Genomic DNA, 14,203 nt, shown 5'->3' with positions numbered 1-14,203 from the left:
CGCGTTTCAATCCAACGGAGGTTCGCGGGCAGAGCCGATGCTCTCGCGTCGACGCGACCGTCATCCGCATCGAGCCGTGCGCGTCAGACACCGTCGGTATCTGAAGGCGCATCGGCACAGTCAGATCTCGTCGGAGAACTCGTCGAGAAAGCGCTGCAATCGATCGCGGCGCACGATCGCCATACGCGTGCCGGTGACGGTCTGAAAACCGGTTGAAAGCCTCAGCAGTTTCGTGCGGAAGTGATCGATCGCGAATCGCGTGTCGTCGAGTTCCCGTGCAGATGCATGCGGATCGGCCGGGTCATACAACGCGCTGCACAGCCGGCCCGCGACATAGAAACACCGTGCGACGCCCACCATGCCGATCGCATCGAGCCGGTCGGCATCCTGCAGCACCTTGGCTTCAATCGTCTTCGGCACGACACCGGCCGAAAAACTGTGCGCCTCGACCGCATGCGCAACCGCGTCGACCTTCGCATCCGGCCAGTCCAGCGACTTCAGCACCTGCCGGGCCTTCTCCGCCGACAGCCGCGATGCCTGCGCGCGAAGTGGCGAATCCTTCTCCACCGCCACGCAGTCGTGCAGCAGCGTCGCCGCCAACAGCACCTCCGCGTCGCCGCCCTCCTGCGCCTGGATCGCGGCCGCGCTCTTCCATACGCGTTGGAGATGCGACGTATCGTGCGAGCCGTCGCCATTGGCATCGCGCCAGTGCGCCAGCAAGGTGTTGGCCAGATCCTGAAAGGGTGCGAACGCAGGGAGAGTCATCGGGGAAAGCGGTCGAGGTCGGGATGCCGATTATCGCCGCAAGCGCCGCGCGGCATACGACCCGCCATCCGTTCCGCCCGTGATTCCGACCTGTCAGGCAAACCGTTACCTCCGGTGGCACCCGGTTGACTTATAGTGCGGGTTGCCAATTCGACGAGGAGCGCTGCAATGACACTGCTGGCCAATGGTCCGTTTGAAGTGAAGCTGAACCCGGAATCCCTGAGTGCCGTCGCGGAACAGACCGGGCTCGGCCGCATGTCGCTGGACAAGCAGTATCACGGCGACCTGGAAGCCGTCAGCCAGGGAGAGATGCTCGCGTTTCGAAGCAGTGTCCCGGGCTCCGCCGGCTATGTGGCAATGGAAACCGTGCAAGGCGCGCTGGGCGGCCGCCACGGCAGTTTCGTCCTGCAGCACAGCTCCACCATGACGCGCGGGCAGCCGCAGCAGTCGATCACCGTCGTGCCCGATTCGGGCACCGGAGAATTGCTGGGGCTCGCCGGCTCGATGACCATCACCATCGACAACGGCCTGCATTCGTACCGCCTCGACTACACGTTGCCCGAATCGCCTCGGTAAGCCGGCTCATGCAACGGATACGGCTGCTTCGTAGTGTCGCCGCGCCAGGGTATTGACGCCCTCCATGCAGCATTCAGCTGCCCGGTACCCGGCAATTGCGCTTCGACGAACGCATTGCCGGTTTCGCTCGTGAACACGCGGATGCGTTCGACCGCGGCGACGCACTCCCCCTTCACCGAGCCATGACACCACGATCGCAACGCGTTCAATTCCACGCATGGCGCGCCGGTCGCACGCCGTTCAGGTAGTAGTTGCCGACGAGGTGATATTTCCAGCGCACCGGATCGTGCAGCGTATGCGTGCGTGCATTGCGCCAGTGCCGGTCGAGGTTGTGCTCGGCCAGCGTCGACTGCGTGCCCGCCAGCTCGAACAGCTTCTCGCCCGCGAGCAGCGCGATTTCCGTCGTCAGCACCTTCGCCTCGCCCACCGCCACCGATGCGCGCGCGACGTCATCCTCGGTCACGTCGCCGCGCGCCGCGATCTCGTCGAGCGTACGCGCCGCGCGCTCGAGCAGCGCCTCCGCCGCATGCAGCTGGATGTGCAGATGGCCGACCTCGCGAATCGTCAGCGGATCGTCCGCCGCCCGCTCGACGCCGCTGTCGACCCACGGCCGCGTGCGCGAGCGCACGAACGCCAGCGTATCGTCGAGCGCGGCCTTCGCGATGCCCGCGTCGATCGCGGCCTGGATGATCTGCGACAGCGGGCCGTTCAGCGTCGGCAGGTCGGACACGCGCTGCGCCGGCAGCACGTGCGACGCCGGCACGCGCACGTTGTCGAGCACGACGGTGCCGCTCGCGGTGGTCCGTTGCCCGAACCCCGACCAGTCGTCGATCACGGTCAGTCCCGGCGCGGGCTGGCGAATGTACGCGAGCCACGCGTGGCCCGTGTCGTCGAGGCCGAGCACCGGCACGTAGTGCGCGAACAGCGCGCCGGTCGAATAGAACTTGGTGCCGTCGACGACGTAATCGTCGCCGTCCCGCCGCACGCGCGTCTTCAGGTCGAGCACGTGCTTCGTGCCCTTCTCCGAAAAGCCGTTGCCGAACCGCTTGCCGCTCAGCACTTCCGAGAACAAGTGGCGCTTCTGCGCGTCGGTGCCGGTCAGCGCGATCACGTCGACCAGCCCGAAATGATTCTGCGGCAACTGCCCGAGCGACGGATCGGCCGCCGCGACGATCTTCACCACCTCGGTCAGCGTCACGTGCGACACGCCCGCGCCGCCGTAAGCCTTCGGCACGGTGATGGCCCACAGCCCCGACTGCGAGAACCATTCGATCTCGTCACGCGGCAGCCGGCGCTCCCGGTCGCGCACGGCCGCCCCTTCCGCGAGCCGCTGCGCAAGCGCATGCGCGGCCGCGATGGCCTGCGCGTCGTCGGCGATCACGCGGGCCGCTTTCGGTTGCGGATCGGCCGGCCGTTCCTGGATCGTGGCGCTCGTCTCTGACATCGGGCTCTCCTGCTGATTGACGGAAACGTTCAATCTAGCAGCGCCGCGCACGCCGGCAAACCGAGCGATTCGCACAACGATATTCCTTCGCATGACAAACGATGCAGTGCGCGGCCCGCAATGCACCGCGCGTCAGCGACGATATCGACGCCCCCGCATCGATGCCACGCCGCCTCGCCTGCGTAATGCCCGGTGACGATAACGATGTACGAATCCGTTATTGGATCGTCAGCAGCGTGCTTCCTATACTGGCCTGCCGGCATCGACGGCCCTGCCTTTCAAGGATCACCGCATGACTTCGTCTCCCGCAGCAACCGAACTTTCCACCGGCACCGATTATGACGCGCTTGCCAGCCGCTTCAGGCCGATCTTCGAACGCATCGCGGCCGGCACCGCGGAACGCGAACGGCGTCGAGAACTGCCCCACGAGGCGATCGGCTGGCTGAAGGACGCCGGCTTCGGCGCCGTGCGGCTGCCGGTGCGCGATAGCGGCGCCGGCGCGTCACTGCCGCAGCTGTTCCGGCTGCTGACCGAGCTCGCTACCGCCGATTCCAATCTGCCGCAGGCATTGCGCGGGCACTTCGCGTTCGTCGAGGACTGGCTGAACGCGCCGCTCGGCGCCGATCGCCAGATCTGGTTCGACCGCTTCGCGAGCGGCCAGCTCGTCGGCAATGCATGGACGGAAACCGGCGACGTGGCGCTCGGCCAGACCATCACGAAGGTATCCGAAAAAAATGGCCGGCTCGTGCTGAACGGCCGGAAGTTCTACAGCACCGGCAGCCTGTTCGCCGACTGGATCGACGTGTTCGCGCAGCGCGCGGACGACGGCCGCGACGTGATCGTCGCCGTCGCGACCGCGCAGCCCGGCGTGATCCGCGAAGACGACTGGGACGGCTTCGGCCAGACGACGACCGGCAGCGGCACCACGCGCTTCGAGGACGCGACGGTCGACGCGCGGGACGTGATCGACTTCGCGCGACGCTTCAAGTACCAGACGGCGTTCTACCAGCTCTTCCACGTCGCGACGCTGGCCGGCATCGGCCACGCGATCGTGCGCGACGCGGGCGACCTGGTGCGCCGCCGCACCCGCGTGTACAGCCACGGCAACGCCCCGCGCGCGGCCGACGACGCGCAGCTGCAGCAGGTGATCGGCGAAATCGCGTCGTGGGCCTATGCGGCCGACGCGCTCGCGCTGCACGCCGCGCAGCCACTGCAACGGGCCTACGAAGCGCACTTCGGCGGCGACGAGGCGGCCGAGCACGATGCGAACGTCGCGGCCGAGATCGAATCCGCGCAAAGCCAGCTCGTCGTGTCGGACCTCGTGCTGCGTGCGGCGACACGCCTGTTCGACGCGCTCGGCGCGTCGGCGACCCGCAGCACGACGGCGCTCGATCGTCACTGGCGCAACGCGCGCACCGTGTCGTCGCACAATCCGCTCGTCTACAAGGCGCGGATCGTCGGCGACTGGGTCATCAACGGGCGCACGCCGCCGTTCGTCTGGCAGATCGGCAACGGCCCGGGTGCGAGTTCAAACACGAGCACCCATGCAGAGACAGGAGCCGCCCAATGAGCAAGACCATCCGCTTCAATGCGTTCGAGATGAACTGCGTCGGCCACCAGTCGCCCGGGCTGTGGGCCCATCCGCGCGACCGGTCGTGGCAATACAAGGATCTCGACTACTGGACCGACCTCGCGCGCGTGCTCGAACGCGGGATTTTCGACGCGATCTTCATCGCGGACGTGATCGGCTACTACGACGTCTACAAGGGCAGCAATTACCACGCGCTGCACCAGGCCGCGCAGATCCCGGTCAACGATCCGCTGCAGCTCGCCGCGCCGATCGCGATGGCGACCGAGCATCTCGGCATCGGCATCACCGCATCGACGACGTTCGAGCACCCGTACACGTTCGCGCGCCGGCTGTCGACCGCCGACCATCACACGAAGGGCCGGCTCGCGTGGAACATCGTCACGTCCTACCTCGAAAGCGGCGCGAAGAACGTCGGCGATCACGGCCTGCGCACGCACGATGACCGCTATGCGGTCGCGGCCGAATACGTCGAGGTGCTGTACAAGCTGTTCGAGGGCAGCTGGGAAGACGGCGCCGTCGTGCGCAATCGCGACGGCCGCGTGTTCACGCATCCGGAGAAGGTGCACGAGATCGGCCACAAGGGCCGCTTCTTCGACGTGCCGGGCTACCACCTGTGCGAGCCGTCGCCGCAGCGCACGCCGGTGCTGTTCCAGGCCGGCGCGTCCGGCCCCGGCAAGGCGTTCGCCGCGCAGCACGCGGAATGCGTGTTCGTCGCCGCGCCGACCCGCCCGCAGCTCGCGCGCTACGTGGCCGATGTGCGCGCGCAGGCCACGGCCGCCGGGCGCGACGCGAGCAAGGTCCTGATCTACAACCTCGTCACCGTGATCGTCGACGAGACCGACGAGAAGGCGCAGGCCAAGTTCGACGAATACCGCAAGTACGTGTCGTACGACGGCTCGCTGGTGTTCATGTCCGGCTGGACCGGCATCGACTTCGGCCAGTACGCGCCGAACGATCCCGTCCGGCGCGTCGAAACGAATGCGATCGTGTCGGCGGTCGAGCACCTGGCGGGCGGTGACACCGCGTGGACGATCGAGGAGCTGGCGGCCTGGGGCGGCATCGGCGGCCTGGGGCCGGTGTTCGTCGGCTCGGCGGAAACCGTCGCGGACATCCTGCAGGAATGGGTCGCCGCCACCGACGTGGACGGCTTCAACCTCGCGTATGCGGTGGCGCACGAAACCTTCGAGGATGTCGTGCGTTATCTCGTCCCCGAATTGCAGCGGCGCGGCGTGTATCCGACCGGCTATGCGCCGGGCACGCTGCGCGAGAAACTGTTCGGCGGGTCGGCGCGGCTGCCGGACGAGCATCCGGCCGCGCAGTATCGCGACATCGAGCAGGTCAAGCGCGATGCCGAGCGGGTGGCCGCCTGAGCGCGACGACCATTCGGCAGCTGGTCGTCCTGCTGTGTGCGGGCCGGCCGGCTTCACGATGAGCAACAACCGGTGCGTCGGGCCACGACTCGCCCGACACGCCGCTACCTGATCACCCCTCTCCCCTCATTCGACACCCGATGCGGGCTGCGCTTCCGCGCTCGTCCATCGAGCGGGCGAAACGTGCGGCTGCGGCAACCCACGACGACGCGCGCACCCACCGTGCGCGCGTTTCCCTGAGGAAGACTAACCTCGACCGCGTTCAAACACCGCCGTCATCATCGATATCCCGCGCCGTCGGCTCATAACGCACGATCAACAGGAACACGATCGGCGTGGCGGCGCTGATCGCGACGACCCAGAACATGTCCGTGCCGAGCCGCGCCTGCAGGATCGGCAGCACGAACAGCGCGAGCGCCTGGCCGATGCCGCACAGCGAACGCCCGAAGCCGACGCCGGTGCCGCGGATCGCCGCCGGATACGACAGCGTCGGATAGATCATCATCTGCGCGCCGGGCCCGAACCCTTCTGCGAACAGCCAGGTGCCGAGCATCAACAGCACGAAGCCGATCGCGAGCGCGCCATGCGGATGCCCTGCCAGCGCGAGCGCCACGAGCGCGACGAACTGCAGCGCGAAGCCCGCAATCGCGACATGCCGCGACGCATGGCGATGGGCAAGGCGCATGCCCAGCAAGCCGCCAGTGAATGCAAACAGCACGTTCAGCGCCAGCGACGCCGCGATCGTTTCGAACACGCCCGCGCCGAGAAACTGCGACAGGATCGACGGCAGGAAGAACGCGATCGCCGTGTATTCGAACGGGATGCACAGGTTCATCACGCTGGCGACGATCGTACGCCCCAGGTACGGTCGCTGGAACAGCACGCGAATGCGCACGGGCGGCTGGCTCGGCGCGCGTCGGGCGTCCTCTGCTTCGTGTGCATGAATCCCGTACGACTCGCGCAGGATCCGCGCGGCATTGGCCAGGTCACCCTGGTTCGCGGCCCACAGCGGCGATTCGTTCATGAACCGGTTCCTGAACAGAATGATGACGAGCGCCGGCACCGCACCGAAGATCAACGACGCGCGCCACAGCCATCCCGCATGCTCGGCGGGCAGCAGGAAATACAGCCCGAAGATCAGCAGGAAGCAGGCCGACGACGCCACGTACCACATCGGGCACCACGCCGCGAGCCGCGACGCCTTGTTGCCGCGGCCGTTGAACTTCGAGAATTCCGCGAGAAACGCCATCGCGACGGGCAGGTCGATGCCGACCCCGAGCCCCATCACGAAGCGCGCGCCGATCAGCACCCAGACGTTCGGCGCGAGCCCAGCCGCGATTGCCGCGACCACGAAAAACAGCATGTCGGCCATGAACACCTGATAGCGGCCGATCTTGTCGGTCAGCCATCCGCCGATCAGGCTGCCGAAGATCGTGCCGATCATGATCGCCGACCCGACCAGCCCGGTCAGCGCCGGTGTCAGGCCGAACTCGCGCGCCACGTCGTCGATCCCGTAGGACAACGTCGTCAGGTCGTACGCATCGAGAAACACGCCGCCCAGCGCCAGCAGCACGATCATCCGGGCATGGCTGACCGAGCTGTCCACCGTGTTGATCAGCCGCGCGACGTCGCTTGCCGAGCGAATGGGCGAGGATACCGGTGTCACGGCGTTCAGATCGATCGAACTCATCGCATTCCTTAGTTTTTCGCCGAATGATCGGCGATGTCCGCATGGAGCCGGAAGTCGGGCGTATTCAATCGCGACCGGTAGAGAACCCAGGCAGCCGAGCGCTTCCCACCACGCGACGCCATTACGTTCCGGCAGCACGCATTCTGTTCTCCCGATTCCGTTATCCCAAGCGATATAAATCGATAAATTAATCGGCCCGCGTCATAAAGTTGCTCGTCATCCACGCTTAGCAGCAGCGTGCATGTTCAATCGCGAATTGCTTCGTTCACGGCGCGCCGCTGCTTCGTTACATTGTCCGGTCACCCTTCCTGTTCGCGGCACCTTGCCGCCCTTCCGGAGAATCCCCGATGAAGCTGTCCTGGTCCCGCGCGTGGCAATCCGCGGCCCTCGTCGTTGCCGCGTTCGCCAGCCTCGTTTCGGTGCATGCGCGCGCCGCGACGCCCGCGGAGATCCGCGTCGACTACGCGTACTACTCGCCGGAGAGCCTGGTGATCCGCCACTTCGGCTGGCTCGAAGACGAATTCAAGGCCGACCGCACGTCGATTCGCTGGGTGCTGAGCCTGGGCAGCAATCGTGCGCTCGAATACCTGAACAGCGGTGCGGTCGATTTCGGATCCGCCGCGGGCCTCGCGTCGGTGCTCGCGCGCGCGAACGGCAACCCGATCCATACGGTCTACGTGTTCTCCCGCCCCGAGTGGACCGCGCTGGTGGTCCGCAAGGATTCGCCGATCGGCTCGCTCGCGGACCTGAAGGGCAAGAAGATCGCCGCGACGCGCGGCACCGATCCGTTCCTGTTCACGCTACGCGCGCTGCACACGGTCGGCCTGACCCGCGACGACGTCGAGATCGTCAACCTGCAGCATCCGGACGGGCGCACCGCGCTTGCGAACGGCCAGGTCGATGCGTGGGCCGGCCTCGATCCGCACATGGCCGCGGCGCAGCTCGACGACGGCGCGCGCTTGCTCTATCGCAATGTCACGTTCAACACCTATGGTTTCCTGAACGTCCGCGACGCGTTCGCCAGCCAGTACCCGCAGGCGGTCACGCGCGTGCTGAAAGTCTACGATCGCGCACGACAGTGGATCATCGCGCACCCGGCCGATACCGCCCAGATCGTCGCCGACGAATCGAAGGTGTCGCTGCCGGTGGCGAAACTGCAGCTGCAGCGCAACGACTTCAGCGATCCCGTTCCGGGCGACACCCAGCGCGCGGCGCTGAAGGCGGCCGCCCCGGTGTTGACGGCCGAACAGCTGACCAAGCCCGGCGTCGATCCCGCGAAGATCGTCGATACGCTGATCGATCCGTCGTTCGCGCGCCCGCTCGTCGACGCATCGCGCTGAGCTGCCGCCCATGACCGACACCGCCGCCCGCGACGACACGCTCGCGCCCCGCCGCCCCGCTTCGCCAACCGCCCGCCGGCGCGATCCGCTCCGCCGGTGGCGGATCGCGGGCCTCGCGCTGCCGTTCGCGGCGCTCGCGTTGCTGGAGGTCGTCGTGCGGCAAGGCTGGCTGCCGAATCATCTTGTCCCCGCACCGAGCGAGATTCTCGACACGCTCGCCCGCCTCGGCGTCACACGCGTGGCGCGCCATGTCGGCGCGAGTACGCTGCGGGTCGCGGCGGGGTTCGCGGCGGGCGCGGGACTCGCGCTCGTCGTCGGCGCGGCGATGGGCCTGAGCCGCCGGATCGACGCACTGTTCGAGCCGACGTTCCAGGCGCTGCGCGCGATTCCGTCGCTCGCGTGGGTGCCGGTGTTGCTGCTGTGGCTCGGCATCGACGAAGCACCGAAGATCACGCTGATCGCCATCGGCGCGTTCTTCCCGGTCCATCTCGCGGTGGTCGCCGGCATTCGCGACGTCGACCGCAAGCTCGTCGAACTCGGCGCGGTGTACCGGCTCGGCCCGTTCGCGCTGTTCCGCCGCATCCTGCTGCCGGCCGCGCTGCCGCAGATCGTCACCGGCTTGCGCACCGGCCTCAGCCTCGCGTGGATGTTCATGGTCGCCGCGGAGCTGATCGCGGCCACGCGCGGGCTCGGCTTCCTGTTGAGCGACGGCCGCGAAACCGGCCGCCCGGATCTCGTGTTCGGGGCGATCCTGCTGCTGGCGCTGCTCGGCAAGCTGACCGACGGCGCGATGGCGCGCATCGAGTCGCGCTGGCTCGGCTGGCGCGACGCATTCGACCCCACGCCACGTAAGGGGTCTCTATGAGCACCCGTTCTTCCGTACCCACGGCGGCGCGCTCCGCGACTCCGCTGCTCGACGTGCGCATCACCCGCAAGCTTTACAGCGATCGCACGATCCTCGCCGACGTCCCGCTGCAGGTCGCGCGCGGCGAGATCGTCTGCGTGGTCGGTCCGAGCGGTTGCGGCAAGAGCACGCTGCTGCGGATCGTCGCCGGCCTCGACACCGATTACCGCGGCAGCGTGAAGCTGGGCGGCGTCGCGCTCGACGGCCCGTCCCCGCGCGCCGGCGTGATCTTCCAGGAGCCGCGGCTGCTGCCGTGGCTATCGATCGCGGACAACGTCGGCTTTGCGGCCGGCCCGCGCGGCGGGCGCGAGCCGGCCGTCGCCCGGCTGCTCGACGAAGTCGGCCTGGCCGGGGTCGCCCGGCAACTGCCGGCCACGTTGTCGGGGGGAATGGCGCAGCGCGCGGCGATCGCGCGCGGGCTGTTCGGCGAGCCCGACCTGCTGCTGCTCGACGAACCGTTCAGCGCGGTCGATGCGATCACCCGGATGCGGCTGCAGACGCTGCTGCTCGATGTCGTCGCGCGGCACCGGACGGCCGCGATCGTCGTCACGCACGATCTGGACGAAGCGCTGTATCTCGGCGATCGCGTGCTGATGCTCGCGCCCAATCCGGGCCGCATCGACGACGAGATCCACGTCGGGGTCGCCCGGCCGCGCGATCGGCGCGACCCGACGCTGGCCGTGCTGCGCGCGCGGCTGCTGGACGCATTCCAGCAGCTTCAGGATCGTGCCGACGAGACGACGCGCCGAACGCGCGACCTTCAGGCCTCCGAAGCCTGACTTCGCGCCGGCCCATTCACGACGGGCGTCGCCCGGCCACGATTCGGCACGCGTTCAGCGCCGGGGGCGACGCATCCGTCATCGAATACCGGTGCTGCAGGAATCGCAGCCGTATCGGAGCGCCGCCAGGGTGCGCGAGGTATCGCGCGCCTGCTCACCGCTCAGCGAGGTGACATGCTGCAACCCACCGGGCGCACTTCAACCGTGCGTATGCCGCAACTCGCCGTCGATCGTCTGCGGCAGTCTCAGCAGGTTGAAGATCGGGCAGATGGCCTCGACCGCCTGATGCAGTGCCCGAATCGTCTCCGGCGGTTCGGGCGACACGATATCGAGCGTGTAGCGAAGGTTATGCGGGAACACCGGCACATGCTCGAACCCCGGTTGCTGCGCGAGCGGATGCTGGTCGCCGGTCACCTCGACCTCGATCGAGTCGATCTTCAGGCCGCGCTCCGCGGCCTGGATCAGCGTGATGTGCGTCAGGCAACTGCCGAGCACGCCGAGCTGCAGCTCCGGCGACGCCGGCCCGAGGTTGTAGCCCGCGAAATCGGGCGGGCTGTCGCTGATCACCTGGAAGTCGCGAATGCGGATCTCCCGCACGCCGCTGCGGCCCAGCGCGCGCACGGTCGCTTTCAGCGGGGTCGCCTTGAGTTCGGGATTGCTGCGGGCGGCTTCCTTTTTCGCGAGCCACGCGTCGCGCTTTTGTTCGAGATAGTCGTTCAGTGTCGTCATGTCGGGCCGATACGGTCGCAATGACTGGCCACGCATACGGCGGCCAATCGAGAGGAGCTTCATGCTATTCCCTTCCGCGACCGCCACTAAACGATCAATCCAGCAAAGCAATTCGCCGGATGTGATGTCACATTGCGGCATGCGCGCTCGGCAATTTTCGGCTGTCGTTCATCTCCTCGAGTTATCCACAATTTCCGTGCATAACCCTGTGGAGAACGTTGAAGAAATTCCCCGTCCGCCTTGACCGGCAAGGATCGCGGCGACGCCGTGCTGCCTCGCGGCCCCTGAACGCAGACCGCGTCGCATCGCGTTCGGCGATCGGCCGATCGTCGTGCTTCACCGCGCCGGTGCAGGGATCGCGTCGACACCGGCAGTCAGGAAGTCCGCACCAGAAATGTGCCGCTTCGACGCCGGTGCACCGCGTTCGCGGCAAGCCGGCCCGTCGATCCCGCTCCCGGTCGCCCGTATCGGTGCATCAGGCGAGGGCTTCGTCACGCAGACGGAATTGCGCAACCGCCGCACTCAGCCGCGCGCCCTGTTCGTCGAGCGACAGCGCCGCGGCCGCGGCCTCCTCGACCAGCGCGGCATTGCGCTGCATCGTCTGCTCCATCTGGATGACCGCGGCGTTCACCTGCTCGATGCCCGACGCCTGCTCCTCGAACGCCTGGCCGGTTTCGCTCATGATCATGTTGACGCGCTCGACCGCCGCGACGAGCTCGGCCATCGCCGAACCGGCCAGCGCGACGAGGCCGCTGCCGTCCTCGACACGCTGCGCGGAATGGCCGATCAGTTCGCGGATCTCCTTCGCCGCCGACGCGCAGCGCTGCGCGAGCCCGCGCACCTCCGTCGCGACGACCGCGAAGCCGCGCCCCTGCTCGCCGGCGCGCGCGGCTTCGACGGCAGCGTTCAATGCAAGGATGTTGGTCTGGAATGCGATGCTTTCGATCACGCCGACGATCCCGGAGATCCGCGTGGAACTGAGCGAAATCGCCGACATCGTCTCGACCACGCGCTGCATCGCCTCGCCGCCGCGCGACGCGATCCCGGCCGCGCCTTCGACATAGGTGCGCGCATCGCGCGCGTTGTCCGCGTTCTGGCGCACGGCCGCCGTCAGCTGCTCGACGCTCGCCGCCGCCTGTTGCAGCGAAACGGCCTGCTGCTCGGTGCGCGCCGACAGGTCGACGTTGCCGCTCGCGATCGTGCGGACGTCGCCGACGATCGTCTCCGTGCTCGCGCGCACCTGGTTCACGGTGACGACGAGGCCGTCCTGCATCCGCTTCAGCGCATGCAGCAGATAGGCCATCTCGTTCTCGCCGGGCACGACGACCGTTCCGGTCAGGTCGCCTGTCGAGATCTTCTCGAACTGGCCGACCGCGAGCTTGATCGGCTCGATGATCGCCTTCGCAAGCACGCGCTGCGCAAGGAAGCCGACGACGAGTGCGAAGGCCGCGACCGCCGCCATCCCCCACACGATCCGGTGGAACTGCACGCCGGCCGCGTCATAACGCGCCTTTTCGCGCGCGACCTGGAACGCCTCGAGCGCATCGATCGCCTCCTGGTAGGCGGCGAACAGTTCGGGCGGCGCGGTACGTTGCGTGTCGAGGAAGCCGAAGCCGTCGTCGCCGTCGAGTTGCGAGAGCGCCTTCAGGAACACGCCGTCGAGCAACGCCCGACGGCGATTCTGCAGCGTGTCGAACAGCGCCTGCTCGTCGGCGTTGCGCGCGTGCAGCCCCGCATAGGCATCCAGTTCGTCGTTGCTCTGCTTGAGAAGCGTGCGGAGTTTCGCGATCTCTTCCTTGCCCGAGTGGCCGGCGCTGATGATCTGCGCGACGTCGCTCATGCGTTCGCGCAGCACGAGCATGCGCTCGGAGCTGGTCTTCAGGTGCAGCAGCGACGCGGTGTCGTCGCGGTACATCGCCTCGAGCGAACCGTTGCCCATATAGAGGGCCGCGATGCTCGCGCCGACCACCAGCACGAGCAGCACGGTATAGCCGGCGATGGTCGCGACGAGGCCACCACGGATAGTGAGTTGTTTTCGCATGACGTTCCCTTGCGCCGGCCGGGCGCGGCCAGCGGCGGATGTGGATTCCGGATCACGAAAGACGCGCGCCGTGTCGCAACACGGGGCGCATGGGCTGCGAACGGGTTAACGGCGGCGGGAACGGGGAGGTTTTACCGATACGCGACGTGAATCTTGACGATTGCGACAGGCGCAGCGGCGAAGCGGTACGCGACGGGCGCACGAAGCCGTGCCGATGATCCCCTGGGAGTGAAGAAAGGCATCCTGATCACTTCGACGCACCCCGACGGGTATCTAGCCGCCGTTCGTCAGCCTCGAACGAATCTCGTCCACCGACAGGTCGCGCTGATGCGTTGCGATCTGCCATCGATTCCCCCACGGATCCTGCACCATCGCCCGCCTGTCGCCGTATGGCATGTCGGCGGGGGCTTCGAGCGCGGTCGCACCCGCTGCAAGCGCCCGCCGATAGGTCAGGTCGGCATCCTCGACATACACGTACAGGAATGCCGGCATCGGCTCACGCAGGCCATCTTCCCCGCTGATCATCACGACGGAATCGCCGATCCTGATTTCCGCAGGCAACCCCGGGCGGTACTCGCCCCGCGCGTGAAATACCGTCCGGATGAATTCGATCAGGTTTTGCGGATCCGGCACGACGATCCGGGGCGTGACGGTGTGCCATCCATCGGGCTGGAACCTGGCCATGTCGGGCAGCCTCCGAAGAGATTTCCGGGGGTATTGTGCGCCGCGCTCTTTCTGTCGGCAAAGGGGGCGACGCTGCGCTCCGCGGTGTTCACGCCGCCATCCATTCAGATAGGGACGGATTCGACATGGCCGACGACGCGCGTCCCCTCTTCCTACGACATACATCCGCGCGGCCTCATGTTTAACTCATGCCGAGCCGGATCGGGCGCATTCCGAACCCGGGCGGCACGCACACCTTGAATTTCCATGAAGCCAATCAGTGCTTCGATGACTTCCGACGTGCTTGACGC

Annotated in this window: 12 protein-coding genes; 6 read left to right on the top strand and 6 right to left on the bottom strand. The window is 67.3% G+C overall.

Annotated features, from left to right (window positions below):
* Nucleotides 1-120: 120 nt before the first annotated feature.
* A complete protein-coding gene (locus tag LGM89_RS25720; protein ID WP_226274357.1) occupies nt 121-765 on the bottom strand; it encodes an HD domain-containing protein in 645 nt (214 codons plus the stop codon).
* A gap of 168 nt (nt 766-933) precedes the next feature.
* Here LGM89_RS25720 and LGM89_RS25715 point away from each other — a divergent pair, with 168 nt between their 5' ends.
* Complete coding sequence (locus LGM89_RS25715) at nt 934-1,341, top strand: DUF3224 domain-containing protein (RefSeq protein ID WP_226274356.1); 408 nt, start codon at nt 934-936, stop codon at nt 1,339-1,341.
* Nucleotides 1,342-1,546: 205 nt separating this feature from the next.
* On the opposite strand, the gene LGM89_RS25710 is transcribed toward LGM89_RS25715, so the two are convergent.
* Nucleotides 1,547-2,785: an SfnB family sulfur acquisition oxidoreductase gene (locus LGM89_RS25710; protein ID WP_226274355.1), complete on the bottom strand. Its 1,239-nt coding sequence runs from the start codon at nt 2,783-2,785 to the stop codon at nt 1,547-1,549.
* 292 nt (nt 2,786-3,077) lie between these two features.
* On the opposite strand from LGM89_RS25710, the gene LGM89_RS25705 reads away from it, so the two are divergent.
* The gene (locus LGM89_RS25705) at nt 3,078-4,355 is read left to right on the top strand and encodes an acyl-CoA dehydrogenase family protein (protein ID WP_226274354.1); all 1,278 of its coding nucleotides are present in this window, start codon (nt 3,078-3,080) and stop codon (nt 4,353-4,355) included.
* Nucleotides 4,352-5,746, top strand: a complete 1,395-nt coding sequence (locus tag LGM89_RS25700; RefSeq protein WP_226274353.1) for an LLM class flavin-dependent oxidoreductase — start codon at nt 4,352-4,354, stop codon at nt 5,744-5,746. The genes LGM89_RS25705 and LGM89_RS25700 overlap by 4 nt, the downstream gene beginning before the upstream one ends.
* Before the next feature lie 262 nt (nt 5,747-6,008).
* Here LGM89_RS25700 and LGM89_RS25695 read toward each other — a convergent pair whose 3' ends face one another.
* Entirely contained in the window at nt 6,009-7,436 is a 1,428-nt protein-coding gene (locus tag LGM89_RS25695; RefSeq protein WP_089429876.1) for an MFS transporter, read from the bottom strand.
* Between the two features lie 347 nt (nt 7,437-7,783).
* Between LGM89_RS25695 and LGM89_RS25690 the strand changes: the two genes are divergently transcribed.
* From LGM89_RS25690 to LGM89_RS25680, 3 genes are read left to right on the top strand one after another with little or no spacing between them, the layout of a single operon-like run.
* The gene (locus LGM89_RS25690; RefSeq protein ID WP_226274352.1) at nt 7,784-8,776 is read left to right on the top strand and encodes an aliphatic sulfonate ABC transporter substrate-binding protein; all 993 of its coding nucleotides are present in this window, start codon (nt 7,784-7,786) and stop codon (nt 8,774-8,776) included.
* Nucleotides 8,777-8,786: 10 nt separating this feature from the next.
* On the top strand, nt 8,787-9,641 hold the full coding sequence (locus LGM89_RS25685; protein WP_226274351.1) for an ABC transporter permease: 855 nt from the start codon (nt 8,787-8,789) through the stop codon (nt 9,639-9,641).
* Nucleotides 9,638-10,459 carry an ABC transporter ATP-binding protein gene (locus LGM89_RS25680; RefSeq protein WP_089498878.1) on the top strand — a complete coding sequence of 274 codons (822 nt, stop codon included), beginning with the start codon at nt 9,638-9,640 and terminating at the stop codon, nt 10,457-10,459. The genes LGM89_RS25685 and LGM89_RS25680 overlap by 4 nt, the downstream gene beginning before the upstream one ends.
* Before the next feature lie 198 nt (nt 10,460-10,657).
* Here the strand turns inward: LGM89_RS25680 and LGM89_RS25675 are convergent, their stop codons facing one another.
* From LGM89_RS25675 to LGM89_RS25665, 3 genes are all read right to left on the bottom strand, one after another.
* Nucleotides 10,658-11,188, bottom strand: a complete 531-nt coding sequence (locus LGM89_RS25675) for an OsmC family protein (RefSeq protein WP_089429879.1) — start codon at nt 11,186-11,188, stop codon at nt 10,658-10,660.
* A gap of 475 nt (nt 11,189-11,663) precedes the next feature.
* Nucleotides 11,664-13,229 carry a methyl-accepting chemotaxis protein gene (locus tag LGM89_RS25670; RefSeq protein ID WP_226274350.1) on the bottom strand — a complete coding sequence of 522 codons (1,566 nt, stop codon included), beginning with the start codon at nt 13,227-13,229 and terminating at the stop codon, nt 11,664-11,666.
* 273 nt (nt 13,230-13,502) lie between these two features.
* Entirely contained in the window at nt 13,503-13,913 is a 411-nt protein-coding gene (locus LGM89_RS25665) for a VOC family protein (protein ID WP_226274349.1), read from the bottom strand.
* Nucleotides 13,914-14,203: the final 290 nt, after the last annotated feature.

This window comes from Burkholderia sp. AU31624, assembly GCF_020420065.1.
Classification (GTDB): Bacteria; Pseudomonadota; Gammaproteobacteria; order Burkholderiales; family Burkholderiaceae; genus Burkholderia.
The sequence above is the reverse complement of the archived record's forward strand: the minus strand, read 5'-3'. Positions and strand labels throughout refer to the sequence as shown.